Here is a 22302-nt window from a genome sequence, read left to right as displayed (position 1 = left end):
TCAGGTGACTCAGTCCGCTGATGGCCGCACCAGCCCCTTTCCGTAGGCGTACCGCACCGCCTGCGCACGGTCCTTGACCGCGGCCTTGGCGAAGAGGTTGTTGATGTGGGTCTTCACCGTGGCGGTGGAGACATGCAGTCTGCGGGCGATCTCCTGGTTGCTCAGCCCCTCCGCGATCAGCACCAGCACCTCGGTCTCCCGCGCGGTCAGCCCGTCGGGCGGTTCGGCCCGCGCCGGCTGGGGCTCCGGCTGGGACAGCCGCTCCAGCAACCGCCGTTGGACACTCGGCGACAGCCCCGCGTCCCCGGACAGCACGCTCTCCACCGCGCGCACGATCTCGTCACCGCCCGCGTCCTTGGTGAGATAGCCCCGTGCTCCCGCGCGCAGCGCCGGGAACAGCGACTCGTCGTCCGCGAAGGTGGTGAGCACCACGACCTGGGTCCCCGGGTGTCGCGCGCGGATACGGCGGGTGGCCTCGACCCCGTCGCAGCGCGGCATCCGCAGATCCATCAGCACCACGTCCGGCGCGAGTTCGGCGACCAGTTCGATGGCCTCCTCCCCGTCGCCCGCCGCGCCTACGACCTCGATGCCGGGCAGGAGTCCGAGCAGCATCACAATGCCTTCGCGGACGACGGTCTGGTCATCGGCCACGACCACCCGCGCGGGCTTCCTCTCTGCCTCCTCCGTCATACCGGCACCTTCAACGTCACCGCGAACCCCTCCTTGTCCGGCCCGGCCTCCAGTGAGCCACCCAGCAGTTCGGCGCGCTCCCGCATACCCAGCAGACCGTACCCGCCACCGGCCTTGGTGAGTTCGCCCGGCGTACCGCCCGAGTCCCTGACGTCCAGCCTGACCTCACGCTCGCCGTACTCCAGCAGCACCCGGACAGTGGCTCCGTGCGCGTGCTTGCGGACGTTCGTCAGCGCCTCCTGCGCGACCCGGCGCACGGCCTGTGCCGCCTCGACGGACACCGGTCTGCGATCGCCCGTGACGGTGACCTCGGCCCCGTCGCTCACCTTGACCAGATCGCTCAGGAAGTCCTCCAGCGGGGTCATCTCTCCGCGCAGCGCGGACAGCGCCTGCCGGGTCTCCGCAAGTCCCTCCCGGGCCATGCCGCGCGCCGCCACCACCCGTTCGAGGATCTGCTCCCGGTCCGCGTCCCGTTCGATCAGCAGCCGGGCCGCCTCCAGGTGCACCAGTTGGGCCGAGAGACTGTGCGCGAGGACGTCGTGGATCTCCCGGGCGATCCTGGCCCGCTCCGCGAGCGCCGCCGACTCCGCCTCGGCGGCCCGGGCGGCACGCTCCTGAGCGAGCAGGCGCTGGGCGCCGCCGCGTGCCTCGGCGTCCAGACGCATGACGTATCCGGCGAGCGCCATGCCCGTCACGATGGCGGCGGTGGTCAGCCAGACATCATTGTTGATCACGGAGAACGCGGCGAGGGCGACCGCGGCCACGGGCAGCGCCGCTGCGAGCGGAAGCCGCTCCAGCGCGCCGATGGCACAGCCGCACCACACGACGAGCGCCGGTCCCTGGAACCCCGTCGCCTGAGCGAGCGCGGCCACGCCCAGAAGGAGAACGATCAGCATGAGGGACGGCCACAGCCGGTGGTCAAAGGTGGTGCGGTAGAAACCCCAGGACAGGACCGCGGTGAGGAGGATCCCGCCCACCGCCGCTGCCGTGCCCCAGCCATGGACGTGGTTGGCGTCAAAGGCTCCCCACGCCAGCACACCGATGGCCACCACCCGCACCGACCAGGCGAGCAGGCGTCTCGGACGGGTGATCCCCTCGCGGCCCAGTGCCTCCCGTGAGGGCCAGCGCGTCCAGGCGTTGTGCGTCACACGCCCTCCTTCCACGCCGACCGGCGCATGGCGTCACCGTACGCCGCGCCGGGCCCGGTCGCCGCGGTGAGGGACCGCGCCCGCCAGACCAGGTTTCCGGAGCGGACGGCAAGAGTGCCGGCCAACGCGAGGAGCAGGGCCGAGCTGTCCTGATGGATGCCCAGCACCGCGCCGAGACCGAAGAGGCCGACGCGCAGCGCTATGCCGGCCACCCAGACGGCCACGCTCGCCTTGGTGCTCTTCGTCCACACGACGCCGTCCGACTCGGTCCACATCCGTGTCGTCCAGGCCCAGCCGGCGCCCATCGCCACGCCTATGAGCAGTTCGGTGCCGAGCAGCGCGATGGACTCGGTGCGGTGGTGGGCGTCGACGACGCCGGGCTCGCGCAGCGCGACGATCGCCAGGACGACGGGCAGGATCCACCAGCGCCGGTCGGTGTCGATCGCGCGGGCGCGGAACTGCCGCACCAGTACCAGCGCTACCACGGCCGCGATCGCCAACGCGTTGACCAGCCCGGACATCAATGCCTCCGTGAGCGGAAGGGGGATGTCGACCGCGGGTGCTGCCGACGCCTACGACGCTACGGAAAGGCGCAGGTCAGCGAATCGGAGCCGGGGTGGATCACGGGTGGATCCGCGGGGCGGGCCGTTCTCCACCCACGGGTGGAGAACCGGGCCCTGCGCCCCGCCCCGGCCACTCGGCCGGGCACGCGGAGACGCGGGGTGCGGCCGTCGCGTCGGCCGCCCGGGACAGCCCGGCCCGGTGAGACGCCGTCGTCCGCGTGCGGGCACCGGCCACCGGCCCAGGCCCAGGCGACTGTGACGGTCCGGTCCGGTGACACGGTGAGCCGGTGTGCGGGTACCGGCGACCGTGCCGGCACCCGAGCGTGGACCTGCCCGAACCAGGTGTCCCGGCCCGCGGCGCGGCGATCCGGCGGGGACCACGGGTCCACTGTGCCGGACCCCGGAAAGCGCAAAAGCGGCCGACGCCAGGGCCGTACCCGGCCGAGGCCCGGCCCGTGCCGACCGCTGCCTGGTCCGCCGCGGCCCCGGCGGGGGCCGCGGCGCGGTCGCTAGGCGTCGATCCGCGAGCGGTCCAGTGTGGCCGCCGAGCTGGAGATGAACTCCTTGCGGGGGGCGACTTCGTTGCCCATGAGCAGATCGAAGACCTGCTCGGCGGCGTCCAGGTCGGACAGGTTGATCCGGCGCAAGGTGCGGTGGCGCGGGTCCATCGTCGTCTCGGCCAGCTGGTCGGCGTCCATCTCGCCCAGACCCTTGTAGCGCTGGATGGAGTCCTTGTACCGCACGCCCTTGCTCTGGAACTCCATGAGCTTGTCGCGCAGCTCACGGTCCGAGTAGGTGTAGACGTACTTGTCCTGGCCCTTCTTCGGCTGGACCAGCTCGATGCGGTGCAGCGGCGGCACCGCCGCGAACACCCGGCCGGCCTCGACCATGGGCCGCATGTACCGCTGGAACAGCGTCAGCAGCAGGCAGCGGATGTGGGAGCCGTCGACGTCGGCGTCCGTCATCATGATGATCTTGCCGTAGCGGGCCGCGTCGAGATCGAAGGTCCGGCCCGACCCCGCTCCTATGACCTGGATGATCGCACCGCACTCGGCGTTCTTCAGCATGTCGGTGACGGACGACTTCTGGACGTTGAGGATCTTTCCGCGGATCGGGAGCAGCGCCTGGAACTCGGAGTTCCGGGCCAGCTTCGCGGTGCCGAGCGCGGAGTCTCCCTCGACGATGAACAGCTCGCTGCGCTCCACGTCGTCGCTGCGGCAGTCGGCGAGCTTGGCGGGCAGGGACGAGGACTCCAGGGCCGTCTTGCGACGCTGCGCGTCCTTGTGCTGACGGGCCGCGATGCGCGTACGGGCGGCGGCGACCGCCTTCTCCAGGACCACCCGGGCCTGCGCCGCGGCGTCCCGCTTCGTGGAGGTCAGGAACGCCTTGAGTTCCTTGGAGACCACGTTGTTCACGATGCGGCGGGCCGCGGACGTGCCGAGGACTTCCTTGGTCTGGCCCTCGAACTGGGGCTCGGCCAGGCGCACGGTGACGACCGCGGTCAGCCCTTCCAGGGCGTCGTCCTTGACGACATCGTCCTCGGCGACGCGCAGCAGCTTCTTGGCGCGCAGCACCTCGTTCAGCGTCTTGGTGACGGCCTGCTCGAAGCCTGCGACGTGGGTGCCGCCCTTGGGGGTGGCGATGATGTTGACGAACGACCTCAGGGTCGTGTCGTAGCCGGTCCCCCAGCGCAGTGCGACGTCCACGCCCAGCTCGCGGGTGACCTCCGTCGGGGTCATCTGACCGTGCTCGTCCAGCACGGGCACGGTTTCCTTGAAGGTGCCCTGACCGGAGAAGCGGAGGATGTCACAGACCGGCTTGTCGGTGGCCAGGTACTCGCAGAACTCGCTGATGCCGCCGTCGAAGCGGAAGGACTCCTCGCCCTTGCTGCCGCCCTCGCCGAGTCCGAATTCGTCGCGTACGACGATGGTCAGGCCGGGCACCAGGAAAGCGGTCTGCCGGGCCCGCTGGTGCAGGGTTTCCAGGGCGAGCTTGGCGTCCTTGAGGAAGATCTGCCGGTCGGCCCAGTACCGCACGCGCGTGCCGTTGCGGGTCTTGGGGATCTTCTTCGTCTTGCGCAGGCCGCTCTTGGCCTCGAACTTGGCACTCGGGCCGTTCGCCGCGAACGCGCCCGGGACGCCGCGCCGGAAGCTGATCGCGTGGGTGTGGCCGCCGCGGTCCACCTCGACGTCGAGGCGGGCGGACAGCGCGTTGACGACGGACGCGCCGACGCCGTGCAGACCGCCGGAGGCCGCGTACGAGCCGCCGCCGAACTTGCCGCCGGCGTGCAGCTTGGTCATGACGACCTCGACGCCGGACAGACCGGTCTTGGGCTCGACGTCCACGGGGATGCCGCGGCCATTGTCCCGCACCTCCACGGAGCCGTCGTCGTGGAGGATCACCTCGATGTGGTCGCAGTACCCGCCGAGGGCTTCGTCCACGGCGTTGTCGATGATCTCCCACAGGCAGTGCATCAGACCGCGGCTGTCGGTCGAGCCGATGTACATACCGGGACGCTTGCGCACGGCCTCAAGACCTTCGAGGACGAGCAGGTGCCGCGCGGTGTAGTTGGAGCCGTCCCGGTCTGCTCCTGCCAGCAGCGCAGTGGACGGCACGGACGTGTCGGCGGTCACGCGGTTCGCTCCTCGCTGAATTTCAGGTGAGCCCTTTTGGGTAAGGGCGCGGCTTCGGTCGCCGCCAAGAGGGTACCGAGCCCTGGTAGAGCCGTTGTAACGCCACCCTCGTCTGAACTCACACTAGTCCACAGTCGTATGGGTGTTCGATCTCTCCATGGAGTGAAGTACATATCACGTTCCCTTCGAGGCATGAACCATTTAGGCTCCGGGCACGTCCTCATTCACAACCGGCAAGCCAGCCGGGGGGACCGAAACCCGATAGACAGCGCGAACCCGTAAAACACATAGACACGCAATACGGCACATTCGCCGCCAACCGGCAGCAGACAGCCGCCCCGGAGAGATTTTTTCGAGGAAGAGCCACGAGCGGGAACGTTTTCGGGCTGGTTGGATGTTGACCCTGGTACGACAGCTCGTCGAGCTAGAGAAGAGGCGACGTGACTACTGTTCTGACCCCCGCGAGCCCGCTGACGGCCGCCGATCGCTGCGACCGCTGCGGCGCCCAGGCATACCTGCGCGTCGTCCTGCTGAGCGGCGGAGAACTGCTCTTCTGCGCCCACCACGGCCGCAAGTTCGAGCCGGAACTCAAGAAGATCGCCGCTGAGATACAGGACGAGACGGAGCGGCTGACGTCCGTTCCGGCATCCGCCTCCGAAGAAGAGCGCTGAGATCTCGCATCCACGACGAGCCAGTCCCGGCACGAGCCGGTGAACGGGCGGCCGCCCCTCTGGGAGCGGCCGCCCGTCGTCGTGTCCCTCAGCAACCGGCCCAGGGCCTCAGACGCCCTGGTGCGGCGTCCTCGCGCCGGCGCCGCCCGCGCCCGTTCTGACGACTTCGGAGACCCGGGTGTACACACCGGGGCTCCCTGCCCGCCCGCAGCCGCTCCCCCACGACACGAGTCCGATGAGCCGCCCCTCGGCGACCAGCGGCCCCCCGCTGTCGCCCTGGCAGGCGTCGGGGCCGCCCTGGGTCTCTCCGGCGCACAGCATGGATCGGGCACGATACGCTCCGTCGGGGCCGCCGGGATAGGCTCGCTCGCACTGGGCGTCCGGCAGCACGCGCACGCGTGCCGCCCGCAGCTGCCGCGGGTAGTCCCCGGCGCCCGTCGTGTCGCCCCAGCCGTACACCGTGGCGCTCGTGCCCGGCGTGTAGGCCGGGTCTCCGGCTGCCGCCATGCCGATGACGTCGCTCTGCGGCAGGGACGCGGTGAGGGTGAGCACAGCGAAATCGCCGGCATTGGTCGCCGCGTCGTAGCGCGGATTGATACGGACCTCGCGTACGGCGATCTCCTTTCCCTCGGTCGACAGGAGATCGGTACGACCCGTGATGACCTTGAGGTCGCGCGCCTCGTTCGGCGGCGTCCCGAGGACGTCCTCGGTCACGCAGTGGGCCGCGGTCAGCACGGTGGTCCGGCCGATCGCCACGCCACCGCAGAACTGCCCCGCCCGCGTACCCCCGAACCGGTCACGGCTGGACAGCGCGACCGTCCAGGGGCTCTGGGAGACATCGACGGGAAAGCCGCCGACGACAACGCTGCCGGCGGCCCCGGGGGCCGCGGCAGTCAGCGGTATGGCGGTCGCGGCGGCCGCCAGGACCAGCGGCCGGATCAGTGCTCGCGCGATAGGGCGTCGCATGCACGCTCCTCACTCTGAGTGCCTATGAGACACCCAGAGTCATGCAGAGCACGGCAACCCGCAGCACGAAGGCCCGGCGGCGCCCCACTGCGGGGGACCGGGCCTTCGATGTCGTGGCACCGCGGTCGGACCTTGACCGGTCGCGACCCGACCTCGTACGACCAGATGCCGATCGTTGGCCGATCGACGTGGTCGCGGGACTAGTCGAGGTAGTCTCGCAGGACCTGCGAACGCGAGGGGTGGCGCAGCTTCGACATCGTCTTGGACTCGATCTGGCGGATGCGCTCACGCGTCACGCCGTACACCTTGCCGATCTCGTCGAGGGTCTTCGGCTGACCGTCGGTGAGACCGAAGCGCATCGAGACGACCCCCGCCTCGCGCTCGGACAGGGTGTCGAGGACGGAGTGCAGCTGCTCCTGCAGGAGCGTGAAGCTGACCGCGTCGGCCGGGACGACGGCCTCGGAGTCCTCGATGAGGTCACCGAACTCGCTGTCGCCGTCCTCGCCCAGCGGGGTGTGCAGCGAGATGGGCTCGCGGCCGTACTTCTGGACCTCGATGACCTTCTCGGGGGTCATGTCGAGTTCCTTGGCCAGCTCCTCCGGGGTGGGCTCGCGGCCCAGGTCCTGGAGCATCTGACGCTGCACGCGCGCGAGCTTGTTGATGACCTCGACCATGTGCACCGGGATGCGGATGGTGCGGGCCTGGTCGGCCATGGCGCGGGTGATCGCCTGCCGGATCCACCAGGTGGCGTACGTGGAGAACTTGTAGCCCTTGGTGTAGTCGAACTTCTCGACCGCGCGGATCAGGCCCAGGTTGCCTTCCTGGATGAGGTCCAGGAACAGCATGCCGCGGCCGGTGTAACGCTTGGCCAGGGAGACCACCAGACGGAGGTTGGCCTCCAGGAGGTGGTTCTTGGCGCGGCGGCCGTCCTCGGCGATGATCTCCAGCTCGCGCTTGAGCTTGGGGGCCAGCTTGTCGGCGTTGGCCAGCTTGTCCTCGGCGAACAGGCCCGCCTCGATACGCTTGGCCAGCTCGACCTCCTGCTCGGCGTTGAGCAGGGGGACCTTGCCGATCTGCTTGAGGTAGTCCTTGACCGGGTCGGCGGTGGCGCCGGCGGCGGCGACCTGCTGCGCGGGCGCGTCGTCCTCGTCCTCGTCGGACAGGACAAAGCCGGCGCTCTCCGCGCCTTCGGGCTCCTCCGCCGCACCCTTGGCGTCTTCGAGCACCTCTTCTTCGAGCAGCTCGACGTCGTCCTTCTTGGCGGTGGTCTTCTTGGCCGCCGTCTTCTTGGCCACGGCCTTCTTGGCGACCGTCTTCTTGGCGGTCGCCTTCTTGGCCGCTGCCTTCTTCGCGGGCGCGACTTCCTCGGCCGGGTCGACGGCGACGGGCTCAGCCGGCACGGCCGGGGCGGGCGTGGTGGCGGTGGCCTTCCTGGTGGTCACCGTCTTCGCCGCGACCGTCTTGGTGGCGGTGCGCTTGGCCGGACTCTTCGCTGCGACGCTCTTTCGGGTGCGCTTGGGCTCCGCGGCACTGACCATCAGCGTCACACCCTCTTCCTCAAGGATCTGGTTGAGGCTGCGCAGTACGTTCTTCCACTGAGTGGCCGGAATCTGGTCAGCTTCGAAGGCCCGACGCACGTCGTCGCCGGCGATCTGCCCCTCAGCCTTTCCCCGCTCAATGAGCGCCATGACAGAGACGGACTCGGCGATCTCCGGCGGGAGCGTACGGGATGTGCTGGCCGACACGAACAACCTCTCGGAACGTTGGAAAACGGCTTCCGGCCCCGTCCACGGCGGACAGGAGCCGACCACCGGCCTGGGGATGGGCCGACGGCGCGGGCGGGTGCCGGGAGAGGCACAGCGCCTTGTATGGCGTCCGTATTCCCTCCGCGGCTGTCACCTCTTAGGTCATCGCGCTGATCCCCCGAGCGTTACGCCCAATCTTCGTGGCCCGAGTCACACCCCGTAAGTGCCCAAAAACGGTCAGACACGGTCAGACGTGGCTGTCGGCGGCATCGACCGGCGCCGCCGTCGTCGGACCGCATCGCCCTGTCGCCGAGCCCCACCGAACCCCTCCGGACCGAGGAGGGCCCGGAGGGGTCCGGCGGGGTCCGGCGAGCGACGGCTCCCGGGCCCGGCACAGTCCTCACAGGGCGGTGCGCCCGCGACCGCAGCGCCCGCGGTCCGCGGTCAGTGCTCGCGCGGCGCGGGCACCACACGCTCCACCTCGGGGTGGACGGTGAGCAGTTGACGCATCGCCGCCTCGGCCGCGGCGCCGTCACCGGTGCCGAGCGCGTCGACGATGCGCGCGTGCTGGGCCAGGGAAGCGTCGTTCGGCCGGTCACAGCCGGTGACCGGGCCGCCGGAGACCTGGAGCGCGGCCGACACGATGCCCGACAGGTGCTCCAGCATGCGGTTGCCGGCGATCTGGATGAGCAGGGTGTGGAACTCGGCGTCGGCACGGGAGAAGGTGAGGGCGTCGCCCTGCCCCATGGAGTGGCTCATGATCTCCACCATGTCGGAGAGGCGCTGCTGGACGTCCTCACGGCCGTGCCCCGCGGCGAGGCGCGCGGCGAGCGGCTCGATCGTCCAGCGCAGCTCACTCAGTTCGCGGCGCTGATCGTCGCGCTGCGGACCGAACGCGCGCCATTCGATGATGTCCGGGTCCAGGAGGTTCCAGTCACTGACGGGACGCACACGCGTGCCGACGTTCGGGCGGGCGCTGACCAGGCCCTTGGCCTCCAGGACACGGAGGGATTCGCGGACGACGGTACGGGACACCTCGAAGCGTTGGCCGATCTCCTCGGGCACGAGCGGGCGGTCCGCGCCCAGGTCGCCCGAAACGATCATCTGGCCCAGCTGCTGGACGAGTTGGCCGTGCAGGCCGCGGCCGCGGCTGCCCGCGGCGCGCCGTCCCACCCGGCCCAGGTCGGGGTCCGCGCCCTCCCAGGCGGGCGTTCCGAGCCGGTCGGCGGCGGGGCCCTCGGCGTAGGGGTAGCGGTCGAGTTCGCCCGGTCCGACCAGACCTGAGTCGGTGGAGCGGGCGGCGGTCATCATGGTGTGCGCAAGGGTACTCACGGATCCTTTGTCGGCGCTGTCTCCAACTGCCTTGAGGTCTTTGGTGAAAAGCACACGAAAGGGTGATCGCTCACCCCGTCGCAATTGACGCCTTATCGGAAAGAAATGGGCGCGCTCCGGGGGAGTTGTGCACACAGCCGGATCGGAAGCGCGCGGACGGTCGTCATCGGACCCTGCTGCGCAGCGTCGTGAGCAGATACGCACAGAGCAGGGCGGTCAGCGACAACGTCAGCGCGCCGCCCACGGGTTGGACGAGCACCCGTGCCACCACGGCCAGGTACCGCTCTCCCCCGAAGGGCCACTGGAGCAGGAAGACCTCCCGCATCCGGACCGGAAATCCCGCCGCGGTCCGCACGGCCGGACCGCCCACCATCTTCTGCACGACGGGGACGACCACGACCGGTACGGCCAGCACCGCGGCGAGCCCGGCCGTCGTGGACCGGAAGACGCCCGCCGCCAGCACCCCGGCCCACGCGCACCCGACCACCAGCCCGAACCAACTCGCACTCAGCGCAAGCCAGTCAGCGGGAACTTCCGCGAGCTCCCGCCCGTAGACGACATAGAGCACTTCGGCGTCGCAACCCACGGTGAGGAAGGCCAGCATCAGCGCCGTGGCCCCGGAGACGAGCAGTTTCGCGGTGAGCAGGCCCAGCCGGCGGGGCACCGAACCGCGGTCCGCCGCCAGGGCGGGGTGGCGGAACTCGTCCCCGAAGGCCAGCGCGCCGAGCAGTCCCGCTCCGAGCGCCGCGGGCGGCAGCGGCGCCTCCCGGGGCCATGCGGCGAACAGGCGCGCCTGCGGGGTGTGACCGATGCGGGCGAGCAGAACGGCTGTGACCGCGGAGACGACGAGCACGGCACCGCAGGTGAGGAATCCCGTGCCGATCCCGGTGGCGCGGCGCAGTTCGTAGCGCAGGGGGTGGAGGGGGCTGGGGGTGGGGCGGACGGAGAGGGGGGGAGGGAGGGGGGCCGGGGCGCCGGGGCTGAGCGATCCGGTGCCGCGATGCGAAGGTCCGGCCCCGGGGCGAGCGGAGGGTACGCTGCCGGTGGCCGGCACCGTGGCACCGGGTGAGCTGCGTGTGGCCTGCGGGGTCTGAGCGGGTGATGGGGCCGGGGTCTCGGCCTCTGGCGTGGGTGCGGCCGGTTCGGGGCCGCCGGTCGCGCGGTCGTCGGATTCCAGGGGGCGGCCGTCCGCGGGGGCGGGCGCGTCCTCGGCGGGAGGTGTGCCGGGCAGGTCACGCGGGGTCGCCGTCGAGCGCGCGCCCATGGGGAGTGGAGCCTCAGGATCGTCTGGGCCCTCCGTCACCAGGGATGATTCAAGATCCGCCCGCTGTCGTCTCAGCACGGACAGACCGCGGCCCGGTCGCAGCCGGACTCCTTCCGGCCTCCTTTGGCTCTGTTCTTGTCCGCCGGCCGGCGTTTTGTGCGCGGGCTTGGGCCCGCCCGACGTCTTCCACCCGTCGACCGGGTGTTCGCCGTCATGCGCGCGTGCTCCGGCGCCTGGTCCCATGTCCCCCACTTCGTCCGCGAGTTGGTGGACGAGGATGCCGTGCCGGAAGGCGACGTCGCCGATGTCCGCGGTCGTACTGCCGTACACGGAAAGACGGTTGCCCTCTTCCCGAACGATCTCGACGGACCGCCGGTCGGTGCGGGCCTCCTTGGCGAGCAGGGCGGCGAGGCGGGTGGCGTGCGGGGTGCGGACCGCCACGCGGGGACGCAGCCGTGTGCGGGCGAACTCCGCGGCCTCCTGGTCGGCGACGAGTCTGCCCTGCTCCAGGGTGACGACCCGGTCCGCGTTGCGTGCCGCCTCCTTGGGGTCGGCGGTGGTGAACAGGACCGTGCCGCCCTGGGCCGCATGCGCCCTGAGCATGCCGTGCAGCCAACGGGCTTCACGGACGGACAGCCCCTCCACAGGGGCGTCCAGCACCAGGGTGTGCGGGTCGGGCAGCAGGGCGCAGGCCAGTCCGAGCCGGCGGTCCATGCCGCGCGAGAGCGTGCCCAGCCGCTCCTCCCGCAGACTGACGAGGCCGACGACTTCGAGAACTTCGTCAGCGCGCCGGGCCGGGACCCCCGCCGCGGCGCACAGCATGCGCAGATGCCCGCGCACCGAGCGCGCCGGATGCCCGGGCACGTCGCCGAGGAGGACGCCCACCTCGCGCGACGGGTGGGTGATCCGGTGCAGCGGGCGCCCTCTGAAGTGGGTGATCCCCCGGCCCTGTTGGAGTTCGAGCATCAGTCTGAGGGCCGTTGTCTTGCCGGCGCGGGGCGCACCCAGGAGTGCCGTGACACGGCCCGCGTGCGCCTCGAAGGAGACATCGTTGACGGCGGGCGGGTGCGCCTTACGGGGGTTGCTGGTCAGTCCGAAGGCCTGGATCACCTGCAGCAAGATAGCGCGCCGAGTCCTTTTTTTCGGGTATCGCCCACTCTGACCAGTACTAGGGGTCTTCCTCCTGGTGTTCTTGCGGCGGTTCCCCGGTCCGGGCCGGTGCGAGGTACGGAAAGGGGGGCCTGCGCGCGCCGTCCGGCGCTGTCCGCTCAGACCTCGGGGCGCAGCATCGGAGGGTTGAGCAGCGTGGCACCGCCGGCCCGGAAGAGCTGGGCGGGACGGCCGCCCTGGCGTGTGGTCGTACCTCCGGCGGGGACGAGGAATCCGGGGGTTCCGGTCACCTTGCGGTGGAAGTTGCGTGGGTCGAGGGCCACTCCCCACACCGCTTCGTAGACACGGCGCAGCTCGCCGACGGTGAACTCGGGTGTGCAGAACGCGGTCGCCAGGGAGGAGTACTCGATCTTGGAACGGGCCCGTTCCACCCCGTCTGCCAGGATCTGGGCGTGATCGAAGGCGAGCGGTGCCAGGGGTTCGCCGTCGCGGCCGTACCCGCCCTGCTGCAGCAGTTCCTCCACCGGAGCCCAGCGCGCGTTGCTCGCGTCGCCGCCCGCGCGGGGCGCAGGCAGGTCGGGGGCGAGCGCCAGGTGAGCGACGCTGACCACACGCATGCGCGGGTCCCGCTTGGGATCGCCGTAGGTCGCGAGCTGTTCGAGGTGGGCGCCGTTGTCCTGGGCCGGGGCGGACGGGTCATGGGCGCGCAGACCCGTCTCTTCGGCCAACTCGCGCGCCGCGGCCTGCGCAAGATCTTCGTCGGCCCTGACGAAGCCGCCGGGCAGCGCCCATCGCCCCTGGAACGGTGCCTCGCCCCTGCGCACCGCCAGCGCGCACAGGGCGTGGCGGCGCACGGTCAGCACGACCAGGTCCACGGTGACGGCGAAGGGCGGGAACGCTGACGGGTCGTAGGGCATGCCGCGATCATAGTCGTCTGCCTGACGATAAACACGCCCTTCGCCGACCCCATCGCGGCCGATCCGTTCGGATCCGGTGCCGGAAGCGTGAGCGGTTTCCGTTTCTTCGTCCGAATGGCATCGTGCGAGGTCACGCTCCCAGTCGCCGGCCGTCCGCCGACTTCTCGATCACGCGAACCCTTGGCGGGTGCCCCGTACGGAACACGGCGGTCCGCGACCTCCTCGGGGCTCTCTCCCAGAGGTACGCGCTGCGCCCGCTCACGAGTCGTCCGCGGCGCCGTCGCCACCGGACCGCGGGCCTCCCGCGGATGCGCGTCCCGCGTCGTTCCTGTCGACAGCACGCGCTCGTGTACCGCCCGCGGCCGGCACGCCGGGACGTGTGGGGCCCTCGCCCCGGGAGGGGCGCCGGGGGGCGAGCCGCGAACGGCGTCCCTCCGCTCGTACCGGACGGGCGTCGCCGTCGGCGCCTGCCCGGACGCGTACGCGGCGTCGACGGCGCGCTCCGGGCTCCGAGCAGTCCTCACCTGCCGCCGGTGCCGTCTTCTTCCGGCCCGTCGTCTCTTTCGCTTCGGCCCGTGCCTCCGCGCGATCGGCGCGATCGGCACGCAGACAGCGGCGGACCGCCTCCGGATCCAGGCCCTCGTTGCATGCCTGGTGCAGCAGACGTGCGAACAGGTAGTCGGGGTCAGCGCCGAGGGCCATGGCCAGCGCTTCCCTGGCCTCCAGGTCGTCGCCGGTGGACCAGGCGACCCAGCCCGCGAGGGTGAGCGGCGCGGCGGCGTGTTCGCCGTACGGTCCGACGCAGCGGCGGGCCAGGGCGCGCCACAGGCGCAGGGCGGGGCCGGCGTCGTCGCCCTCCATCCATGCGGCGGCCCGGTCACGGGTGGTGCGGTCCTGGAGGCCGAGGATCAACTGCGCGGCTTCGTCGTGGCTGAGCAGTGCGTCGTCGCGCAGGTCGGCCGGGAGTGTGCCGGGCACCGGGGCCGCCGCCGCGAACCTGGTGAGCATGCGCTGGGCGAGGCTCAGTGTTTCCTCCGCCACGTCTGCGCGGGACGTGTCGTCGAGAAGCCGTGGCACCAGGGCGGCGCCCGCCGTGTCCAGGGCGATCTCCTGTTCCAGCGCGGCGGAGGTCTCCCAGGGCAGCAGCCGGGCCCGCAGTTCGCGCAGCGTGCCGCGGACCTGGAGGCCGGCGTAGGTCGCGGCGGCGGCCAGCACGGAGGTGCCGGGCAGGCCCATGGGTGTTCCGTCGTCCGGGCAGCAGCCCACGTTCGGGCAGCAGTACGACCAGAAACGACCGTCCGAAATGCACACGGCCTCGATGACGGGTACGTCCAGGGCGCCGCATTCGGTGCGCAGCAGTTGGGCGAGCGGCTGAAGACGTTGCATGACCTCGCGGCCGGTCTCCCCCTTCGCCGGTTCCTGGCAGACGTAGGCGACGATCTGCGCGGGCCGGGATCCCCGGCGTTCGCTGCCTGCCACCAGGCCGTGAGCCAGTTGCCGGGCGGCCGAACTCCAGTCGTCCCTGCTCGCGGGGATGCCGAGCCTTGCCCGGCCGCCGAATCGGCCGCGTCCGTCCCGGTCGTGGAGAGCCACCAGCACGATGCTGTCCTCGGGGCGGTATCCGAGCAGATACGGCAGGGCGTCGGCCAGTTCGGCCGGGGTGCGCAGGGTGACCTGCGCGTCGTGGGCGGCGCGGCGGTCGAGTTCCTTTTGTTCCGTGACGTCGCTGTTTTCGGTGGGTCCGGTCGATTCGCTGTGATTCGTCATGCGCCGACGATCTCGCGGATCGTGAAGTTCCGCTCGGGCCTGTGGACAAGTCGAGGCAGGGTCACGACAACCACGGCCGGTCGGGCCGTCGTTTGTCCACAGGGGCCGTCCGGCTGTCGCCGGTGTCCTGTTGGATGGGACGCATGGAGCACACGAGCAACACGGATCTGCGTGCACAGGCCGACATCGTCCTCGCCCGGCTGGTCGGGGACGCCACGGGCGCCGCCCGGCTGCGCGAGGACCAGTGGCGGGCGATCGAGGCGCTGGTCGCCGATCGCCGCAGAGCCCTTGTCGTCCAGCGCACGGGATGGGGCAAGTCCGCGGTCTATTTCGTGGCGACCTCGCTGCTGCGTGCCCAGGGCAGCGGCCCCACCGTGATCGTCTCGCCGCTCCTCGCGCTGATGCGCAACCAGGTGGATGCCGCTGCCCGGGCAGGCATCCACGCCCGGACCATCAACTCCTCCAACACCGAGGAGTGGGACGCGATCCAGACGGAGATCGCGGCGGGCGCCGTCGATGTCCTGCTCGTCAGCCCGGAACGCCTGAACAACCCGGACTTCCGCGACCAGGTCCTGCCCAAGCTGGCCGCCGCTACCGGGCTGCTCGTCGTGGACGAGGCCCACTGCATCTCCGACTGGGGCCACGACTTCCGGCCCGACTACCGCCGGCTGCGCACCATGCTCGCCGACCTCCCGCCCGGCGTGCCCGTGCTGGCCACCACCGCCACGGCCAATGCCCGCGTGACCGCCGATGTCGCCGAGCAGCTGGGTACGGGAGGCCCGTCGGACGCGCTGGTCCTGCGCGGCCCGCTGGACCGGGACAGCCTGAGTCTGGGCGTGCTGCGGCTGCCGGACGCCGCGCACCGCATGGCCTGGCTCGCCGACCACCTCGACGATCTGCCGGGTTCGGGCATCGTCTACACGCTGACGGTGGCTGCCGCCGAGGAGGTCACCGCCTTCCTGCGGCAGCGCGGGCACACCGTCGCCTCGTACACGGGCAAGACGGAGAACGCCGAGCGGCAACAGGCCGAGGAGGATCTGCTCGCCAACCGGGTCAAGGCGCTGGTCGCGACCTCCGCACTCGGTATGGGCTTCGACAAGCCCGACCTCGGATTCGTGGTGCACCTGGGTTCGCCGTCCTCCCCCATCGCCTACTACCAGCAGGTGGGGCGGGCCGGCCGAGGCGTGGAGCATGCCGAGGTGCTGCTGTTGCCGGGCCGGGAGGACGAGGCCATCTGGGAGTACTTCGCGTCGCTCGCCTTCCCGCCCGAGGATCTGGTGCGCCGCACGCTCGATGTCCTGGCCGGATCGGACCGTCCGCTGTCGCTGCCCGCCCTTGAGCCTCTGGTGGAGCTGCGGCGCTCACGCCTGGAGACCATGCTGAAGGTCCTCGACGTGGACGGGGCGGTCAGGCGGGTCAAGGGCGGCTGGGTCGCCACCGGGCAGCCGTGGACGTACGAGGCCGAGCGGTACGACTGGGTGGCCCGCCAGCGCAAGGCCGAGCAGCAGGCCATGCGCGAGTACGCCGACACCGCGGGCTGCCGGATGGAGTTCCTGCAGCGGCAGCTGGACGACGAGGGGGCGAAACCGTGCGGCCGCTGCGACAACTGCGCCGGTAGCAGGTTCTCGGCGGACACGACGGTGGCCGCGCTGGACGCCGCGCGCGTCGATCTGCGGCGCGCGGGCGTCGAGGTCGAGCCCCGGCGCATGTGGCCGACGGGGCTGCCGGCGATCGGCATCGACCTCAAGGGGCGGATTCCTGCCGGGGAACAGGCGGCGCCGGGGCGTGCGTTGGGGCGCTTGTCGGACATCGGCTGGGGCAATCGGCTGCGGCCGATGCTCGCGCCCTCGGCACCGGACGCCCCCGTGCCGGACGATGTGGCGCGGGCCGTGGTGGACGTGCTGGCCGACTGGGCCAAGGGTCCCGGCGGCTGGGCCGCGGGGGCCGCCGACGCGCAGCCGCGGCCGGTCGGGGTGGTCACCGTCGCCTCACGCAGCCGGCCGCAGCTGATCCATTCCCTGGGCGCGCGCATCGCTGAGGTCGGCCGCCTGCCGCTGCTCGGATCGCTGGAGTACGTGGGAGAAGCGCCGCGGTTGTCCCGCAGCAACAGCGCACAGCGTCTGCACGCACTGGACGGCGCGCTGGTCGTGCCCCCCGCACTGGCCTCCGCGCTGCTGACGGCGAGCGGTCCGGTCCTGCTCGTGGACGACTACACCGAGACGGGCTGGACCTTGGCGGTCGCGGCCCGCCTTCTCAGGAGAGCGGGAGCGCAGGGAGTGCTGCCGCTGGTCCTGGCCGTACAGGGCTGACATCCGCCACACCGGCGCACGCTCGGGCGCACGGCGTCCGAAAACGGCACCACCGCCGGTCCCACGAATCGCCGGACGACTCTCTGGGTAGGGATATAAGCCACAGATCACTGGATAAGTGTCGCTGGCCCCAATTGCTCGTTGCCGCATTCCAGTTCGACAGGAAGAATTGAAGTCCGCTCCCCGCACGGTTCGTCCGTGATCCGGTTGGGCCTTGCTGCGGTGCGCGTCCCCAGTCCGACCCCGCCCGTAGTGTGGGCGCGTAGCCGAAGGGAGAAACGTGACCTTCGGATTCGCTCCGTCCTCGGCGGAACCCTTCTCGACGCCCGCGTCCGCCGCTTCCACCAGCCGGCTGCTTGAACCCGCGGAGTGGGCCGCCGCGGGGATTCCGCTGCTGCGCAACCCCCGTGAGGTCGTCAGCGGGCTGCACACCCGGCACCGTCCCAAGGCGGCGACCGCGGTCGTCGCGGTCCTGGACCCGGAGGAAAGACTGCTGGCGAGCGCATCGTTCACCCGCCGCCCAGTACCGGCCGACGGATGGATGTTCCGCAATGCGCTGCTGTCCCAACTGCGCCGGGTCATCCCGCACGACCTGCGGCGCCGCACGCCCGTGCGCACGGCAGTGCTGCTCTACTGCCGTGAGGGGGACGCGCGTTGGACGGAGGAGGACGGCGCATGGATGTGGGGCCTGCGTGACGCCTGCACCCTGCACGGATTGCGCTGCGGGGCGTACATCACGCTGACCCGGGACGGCTGGCAGGTACTCGGCGAAGGCCGCGGCGGCCGTCGCCCGAGCGTGGACTCGACTCCCGAACCCTTCGCCACCGCGGACGCCCCGGCCCCCTCACCCCGCACCGGCGGCGGCGTTTCTGAGGTATTGCGCCGCGCGGCGGCCCGTTGAGCGGTACGGTCCTCTGACCAAGCAGATCCTCTCCCTGCTCGGCGGAGCCGGTCGGCCTCGTGCCGGCCCGTGTGACCGACGCCGGTACGAGATCCGCGATGGGTCGCTACGGACCGCGGGCCATCGCAGTCCCATGCCCGGTACCGGTGTGGCGCTTTCCCGGGAGAAAGGGCCGTTCTCCGGTTTCCGGGCATGCCAAAAGCATCACCGTGCATGTGCCGCCGAAGCGGTGCCTTCGACGTCCTCGCCGCTCTCGGCGTCCCGGCCGGGTACCGGACCCGGCTCAGACGCCCGTGCCCAGCACCGCGTTGATCTGCTGCGGGTCACCGCAGACGATCAGCAGGGCACCGGCTCGGGCATGGGCCAGCGGGAGGGCGGCGGCAGCATCCGTGTCGGGGGCACCGTTGACCGCGACCACGACCACCGGACGGGAGGCCGCACGGGAGGCGACGGCGGCGTCCGCGTAGAAGACGTCGTCGCCGGCATCGTGCTGCGCCCAGTAGGAGGCGTCGCCGAAGGACAGCTCGTGCTCGGCCCACGGGTGCGGCCGACCGGTGGTGATCACCAGCACATCACCGGGAGAGCGGCCCGACTCCAGGAGCAGGTCCACCGCCTCGTCGGCGGCATCGAGCGCTCCCTCGGCAGAGGCCGGAATCAGTTGGATCTGCGGGTTCGCCGCCGAGGCGGCGGAGGCGGCCGGACCCGACGGGCCCGGCTTGTTGGCGGCCACGTCACGCGGCGTGCGTTGCATCGGCGGCGCGGGCCGGAGAGGGCCTGGACGACCGGGACGCGACGGAGCCGCGGGGCGGGGGCCGGGTACGGGACGGGGGGTCGGCGCGGTGCGGCCGCTGGACGGCGTGGCGCGGGGACCCTGGGCACTCTCGTGAATCTGAGGCTCCTCGGGAATGAGAGGCATGAGCTGATATTTATCAAACGCCGGTCTGGTACGCATGACCGGGTGGCACAACAGTGCGAGTGGAACCGTCAGAAGTCGAAGCCGAGCTGGCCCTCGATCTCCGGAACGCTTCCATCCGCCGAGCTGCGGACCTTCTTGAGGTGCCGCCACTGGGGCAGCGCATCAAGATACGCCCACGACAACCGGTGGTACGGGGTGGGGCCCCGCTCCTCCAGTGCGGCTTTGTGCACGGGAGACGGATACCCCGCGTTGTCCGCAAAACCGAAGTCTGCATGGTCGATACCCAGTTCGGCCATCATTTTGTCGCGCTGAACCTTGGCGATCACCGAGGCCGCAGCCACCGCCACGCAGGACCGGTCGCCCTTGATGACCGTACGGACCTTCCAGGGCGTGCCGAGGTAGTCGTACTTCCCGTCGAGGATCACCGCGTCGGGGCGGACCGGAAGGGCCTCCAGGGCACGCCCGGCCGCGAGCCGCAAGGCCGCCGTCATCCCCAATGCGTCGATCTCCTGCGGGGAGGAGTGCCCCAGAGCGTAGGAGGTCACCCAGGTCCGCAGCGTCTCAGCCAGCTCTGTGCGCCGTTTGACGGTGAGCAGCTTGGAGTCGGTGAGACCCTCGGGGGGCCGGCGAAGTCCGGTGACGGCCGCACAGACGGTGACGGGTCCGGCCCACGCGCCGCGCCCCACCTCGTCGACACCGGCAATGACCTTCGCTCCGATCGTGGCGCGGAGGGAGCGCTCGACGGTGTGAGTAGGCGGTTCGTACGGCATGGCGCCCTTAGCGTACGCCGCCCGGATCCCCCGGCGACACCCCGGCCCGCCACTGCGGCCGGGGTGCGGCCACACCCCGCAGTCAGGTCCCCTCGGGCCGGAGCAGCGGCAGCATCAACTGGTCGATCATCTCTTGGATGTCACGATCGGACCATTCACTGGCGCACATCTTGGTGCGGTACATCATCATCGCCGGAATGGCGTCGCAGACATAGCTGTTCACTGCGTCGGGACGCACCTCCCCGCGCGCGATTCCGCGGGTGATGATCTCGTGCAGCAGCTTGATCGCCGGTTCCACGACACCCCCGATGATCACACTGTGGAAGCGCTCCGCCTGCATCGTGTCGCATTCGTGAATCACCGAGCGCAAAGCGAAGCCAGGACGGGAGAACATCGCGTCGCGCGCCTGGCGGCACAGGGCCAGCAGATCTTCGCGCACGCTCCCGAGGTCGGGGACCTCCTCCATCCGCGGCAGACCGGCCTGCAGGGCGTCGGCGACAAGATCCTCCTTGGACGGCCAGCGGCGGTAGACCGCGGCCTTGCCGGTCTGGGCACCGGCAGCGACTCCCTCCATCGTGAGGCCGTTCCAGCCGACGGTGCTGAGCTGCTCCAGGGCGGCATCGAGGATCGCGCTTTCGAGTACGGCGCCGCGCCGGCGAAGGGAGGCCGCCTGAGCGGGGGCGGCACTCCAGTGCGAGGTAACCATCTGGATTTCTCCAACAGACAAGGGGAGGCGGGGATTCCGGCACAGGGAGCGCCTCACACGGCGACAGCGGGGGACGCGACGCGCGAGGAAGGATTAAGTGAACGCTTGCGTTCTCTGTTGAGGACTCACTACCGTTGGCGCGACAGTGAACGCGAGCGTTCACTAAAGCCTTCGTGGGGGACCCATAGTGACAACCTCTCAGCTCATCCAGGACAAAACACCAGGAGCAACCGACCGGAAGGGGCACTCCGGTATAGCGCTCACTGTCATCGCGGCCTGCCAACTCATGGTGGTACTCGACGCGACGATTGTGAACATCGCGCTCCCGCACATTCAAGACGCGCTCAAGTTCAGCACCACGGACCTCACCTGGGTGGTCAGCGCCTACACGCTCACCTTCGGCGGCCTCCTGCTGCTCGGCGCCCGGGCCGGTGACATCCTCGGCCGCCGCCGGGTGTTCATGGCCGGCATCCTGCTGTTCACCTTCGCCTCGCTGCTCGGCGGTCTCGCCCAGGAACCCTGGCAACTGCTCGCCGCGCGTGCCTTGCAGGGCGTGGGCGGCGCGATCGCTTCGCCCACCTCGCTGGCCCTCATCACCACCACGTTTCCCGAGGGGCCGGAACGGAACCGGGCGTTCGGCGTGTTCGCCGCCGTGTCCGCGGGCGGCGGCGCCATCGGTCTGCTCGCCGGCGGCATGCTCACCGACTGGCTCGACTGGCGGTGGGTGCTCTTCGTCAACGTGCCGATCGGCATCCTGATCGCCGCGCTCACACCGCGGTTCATCAACGAGTCCGAGCGGCACCCGGGACGCTTCGACATCGCGGGCGCGCTGACCTCGACCCTGGGCATGGCCTCTCTCGTGTACGGCTTCATCCGCGCCTCGGAGGACGGCTGGCGCGACGGCATGACCCTGGCGTCCTTCGGTGCGGCCGTGGTTCTGCTGGTGGCGTTCGTCTTCACCGAGATGCGGGCGACGGAACCCATCACGCCGCTGAAGATGTTCGCCGACCGCAACCGCTCGGGCACGTACGTGATCATGTTGAGCCTGGCCGCGGCGATGTTCGGCATGTTCTTCTACATCGTGCTGTTCGTGCAGAACGTGCTGGGCTACAGCCCGATCAGGGCCGGGCTCGCCTTCCTGCCCGTGACGGTCGCGATCGCCGTCGGGGCCGGTCTGTCGCAGCGGTTCCTGCCCTCGCTCGGCCCCAAGCCGTTCATGATCACCGGTGCCACGTTCGTGGTCGTCGGGCTCACCTGGCAGACCTTCATCAGCCCCGACAGCTCCTATCTCGGCGGAGTGCTGGGCCCGATGCTGGTGTTCGGCTTCGGCATGGGTCTCAACTTCGTGACGGTGACGGTCACGGCCGTCTCCGGCGTCGCCCAGCACGAGGCGGGCGCGGCGTCCGGTCTGCTCAACGCCACACAGCAGGTGGGCGGTTCGCTCGGACTGTCCATCCTGACCACGGTCTTCGGCTCGGCGAGCAAGGACGAGGCGGCGAAGCAGCTGCCGAAGTTCCTCGCCGACGGCTCGCCCGCGCAGAAGGCGGAGTTCGCCAAGACCCACCAGTTGCCGGCGCCGTGGGGGCACGAAGTGCTCGCGCACGGCATCTCGACCGCGTTCATACCCGCCGCCGCGATGGCCGTTCTCGCTCTCGCCACGGCCTGGTTCGTGATCAGGGTGCGCAAGAGCGACCTCGAAGCCCTCTCCGGAGTCGCGGGCCCCGGAATCGGCTGAGCCGGAAGGCTCCCCGCAAGACCGCGGATGGCCGGACCCGGCCCGGGGGACGGACGGCGAGGGCGACGGCCCGGCCATCCGCAATACGGCCGCCGAGGCCGAGAAGAAGACCACCAGCACCAGCACCAGCACGACAAACGCCATCACCACACCCCCTGC

17 protein-coding genes are annotated in these 22302 nt (G+C 70.7%); 4 read left to right on the top strand and 13 right to left on the bottom strand.

Annotated features, from left to right (window positions below; translation table 11 throughout):
- Positions 1 to 9: 9 nt before the first annotated feature.
- The 4 genes from AC27LF_RS04180 to AC27LF_RS04165 all read right to left on the bottom strand — a co-directional run bounded on the left by AC27LF_RS04180 (position 10) and on the right by AC27LF_RS04165 (position 5034).
- Entirely contained in the window at positions 10 to 690 is a 681-nt protein-coding gene (locus tag AC27LF_RS04180) for a response regulator transcription factor (protein WP_479657790.1), read from the bottom strand.
- Positions 687 to 1838, bottom strand: a complete 1152-nt coding sequence (locus AC27LF_RS04175) for a sensor histidine kinase (protein WP_479657791.1) — start codon at positions 1836 to 1838, stop codon at positions 687 to 689. Before AC27LF_RS04175 ends, AC27LF_RS04180 begins: the two co-directional genes overlap by 4 nt.
- Positions 1835 to 2359: a DUF1453 domain-containing protein gene (locus tag AC27LF_RS04170; RefSeq protein ID WP_479657792.1), complete on the bottom strand. Its 525-nt coding sequence runs from the start codon at positions 2357 to 2359 to the stop codon at positions 1835 to 1837. The genes AC27LF_RS04175 and AC27LF_RS04170 overlap by 4 nt, the downstream gene beginning before the upstream one ends.
- A 551-nt stretch (positions 2360 to 2910) precedes the next feature.
- Positions 2911 to 5034: a DNA gyrase/topoisomerase IV subunit B gene (locus AC27LF_RS04165; protein ID WP_479657793.1), complete on the bottom strand. Its 2124-nt coding sequence runs from the start codon at positions 5032 to 5034 to the stop codon at positions 2911 to 2913.
- A gap of 440 nt (positions 5035 to 5474) precedes the next feature.
- Between AC27LF_RS04165 and AC27LF_RS04160 the strand changes: the two genes are divergently transcribed.
- A complete protein-coding gene (locus AC27LF_RS04160) occupies positions 5475 to 5705 on the top strand; it encodes a DUF7455 domain-containing protein (protein WP_109495566.1) in 231 nt (76 codons plus the stop codon).
- A 108-nt stretch (positions 5706 to 5813) separates the two neighbouring features.
- Here the strand turns inward: AC27LF_RS04160 and AC27LF_RS04155 are convergent, their stop codons facing one another.
- The 6 genes from AC27LF_RS04155 to AC27LF_RS04130 form a co-directional block, all read right to left on the bottom strand.
- The gene (locus AC27LF_RS04155) at positions 5814 to 6671 is read right to left on the bottom strand and encodes a serine protease (protein ID WP_479657794.1); all 858 of its coding nucleotides are present in this window, start codon (positions 6669 to 6671) and stop codon (positions 5814 to 5816) included.
- Positions 6672 to 6871: 200 nt separating this feature from the next.
- Complete coding sequence (locus tag AC27LF_RS04150; protein WP_479657795.1) at positions 6872 to 8416, bottom strand: RNA polymerase sigma factor; 1545 nt, start codon at positions 8414 to 8416, stop codon at positions 6872 to 6874.
- Between the two features lie 444 nt (positions 8417 to 8860).
- Positions 8861 to 9748, bottom strand: a complete 888-nt coding sequence (locus tag AC27LF_RS04145) for a FadR/GntR family transcriptional regulator (RefSeq protein WP_479657796.1) — start codon at positions 9746 to 9748, stop codon at positions 8861 to 8863.
- A 163-nt stretch (positions 9749 to 9911) separates the two neighbouring features.
- Positions 9912 to 12122: an ATP-binding cassette domain-containing protein gene (locus tag AC27LF_RS04140; RefSeq protein ID WP_479657797.1), complete on the bottom strand. Its 2211-nt coding sequence runs from the start codon at positions 12120 to 12122 to the stop codon at positions 9912 to 9914.
- A gap of 158 nt (positions 12123 to 12280) precedes the next feature.
- On the bottom strand, positions 12281 to 13039 hold the full coding sequence (locus tag AC27LF_RS04135) for an NUDIX hydrolase (protein WP_479657798.1): 759 nt from the start codon (positions 13037 to 13039) through the stop codon (positions 12281 to 12283).
- 258 nt (positions 13040 to 13297) lie between these two features.
- Positions 13298 to 14806, bottom strand: coding sequence for a DUF4192 domain-containing protein (locus AC27LF_RS04130; protein WP_479657799.1), 1509 nt, complete (start codon positions 14804 to 14806; stop codon positions 13298 to 13300).
- Between the two features lie 143 nt (positions 14807 to 14949).
- On the opposite strand from AC27LF_RS04130, the gene AC27LF_RS04125 reads away from it, so the two are divergent.
- Complete coding sequence (locus AC27LF_RS04125; RefSeq protein WP_479657800.1) at positions 14950 to 17115, top strand: RecQ family ATP-dependent DNA helicase; 2166 nt, start codon at positions 14950 to 14952, stop codon at positions 17113 to 17115.
- 280 nt (positions 17116 to 17395) lie between these two features.
- Entirely contained in the window at positions 17396 to 18016 is a 621-nt protein-coding gene (locus tag AC27LF_RS04120) for a hypothetical protein (RefSeq protein ID WP_479657801.1), read from the top strand.
- A gap of 283 nt (positions 18017 to 18299) precedes the next feature.
- Here the strand turns inward: AC27LF_RS04120 and AC27LF_RS04115 are convergent, their stop codons facing one another.
- The 3 genes from AC27LF_RS04115 to AC27LF_RS04105 form a co-directional block, all read right to left on the bottom strand.
- Entirely contained in the window at positions 18300 to 18932 is a 633-nt protein-coding gene (locus tag AC27LF_RS04115; protein WP_479657802.1) for a hypothetical protein, read from the bottom strand.
- Between the two features lie 68 nt (positions 18933 to 19000).
- Entirely contained in the window at positions 19001 to 19702 is a 702-nt protein-coding gene (locus AC27LF_RS04110) for a ribonuclease HII (protein WP_479657803.1), read from the bottom strand.
- An 82-nt stretch (positions 19703 to 19784) separates the two neighbouring features.
- Positions 19785 to 20408: a TetR/AcrR family transcriptional regulator gene (locus tag AC27LF_RS04105; protein ID WP_479657804.1), complete on the bottom strand. Its 624-nt coding sequence runs from the start codon at positions 20406 to 20408 to the stop codon at positions 19785 to 19787.
- 187 nt (positions 20409 to 20595) lie between these two features.
- Between AC27LF_RS04105 and AC27LF_RS04100 the strand changes: the two genes are divergently transcribed.
- A complete protein-coding gene (locus AC27LF_RS04100) occupies positions 20596 to 22143 on the top strand; it encodes an MFS transporter (RefSeq protein WP_479657805.1) in 1548 nt (515 codons plus the stop codon).
- Positions 22144 to 22302: the final 159 nt, after the last annotated feature.

Source organism: Streptomyces diversicolor (assembly GCF_057537855.1).
Note: the sequence above shows the minus strand (reverse complement) of the source record. Positions and strands in the feature narration are given on the sequence as shown.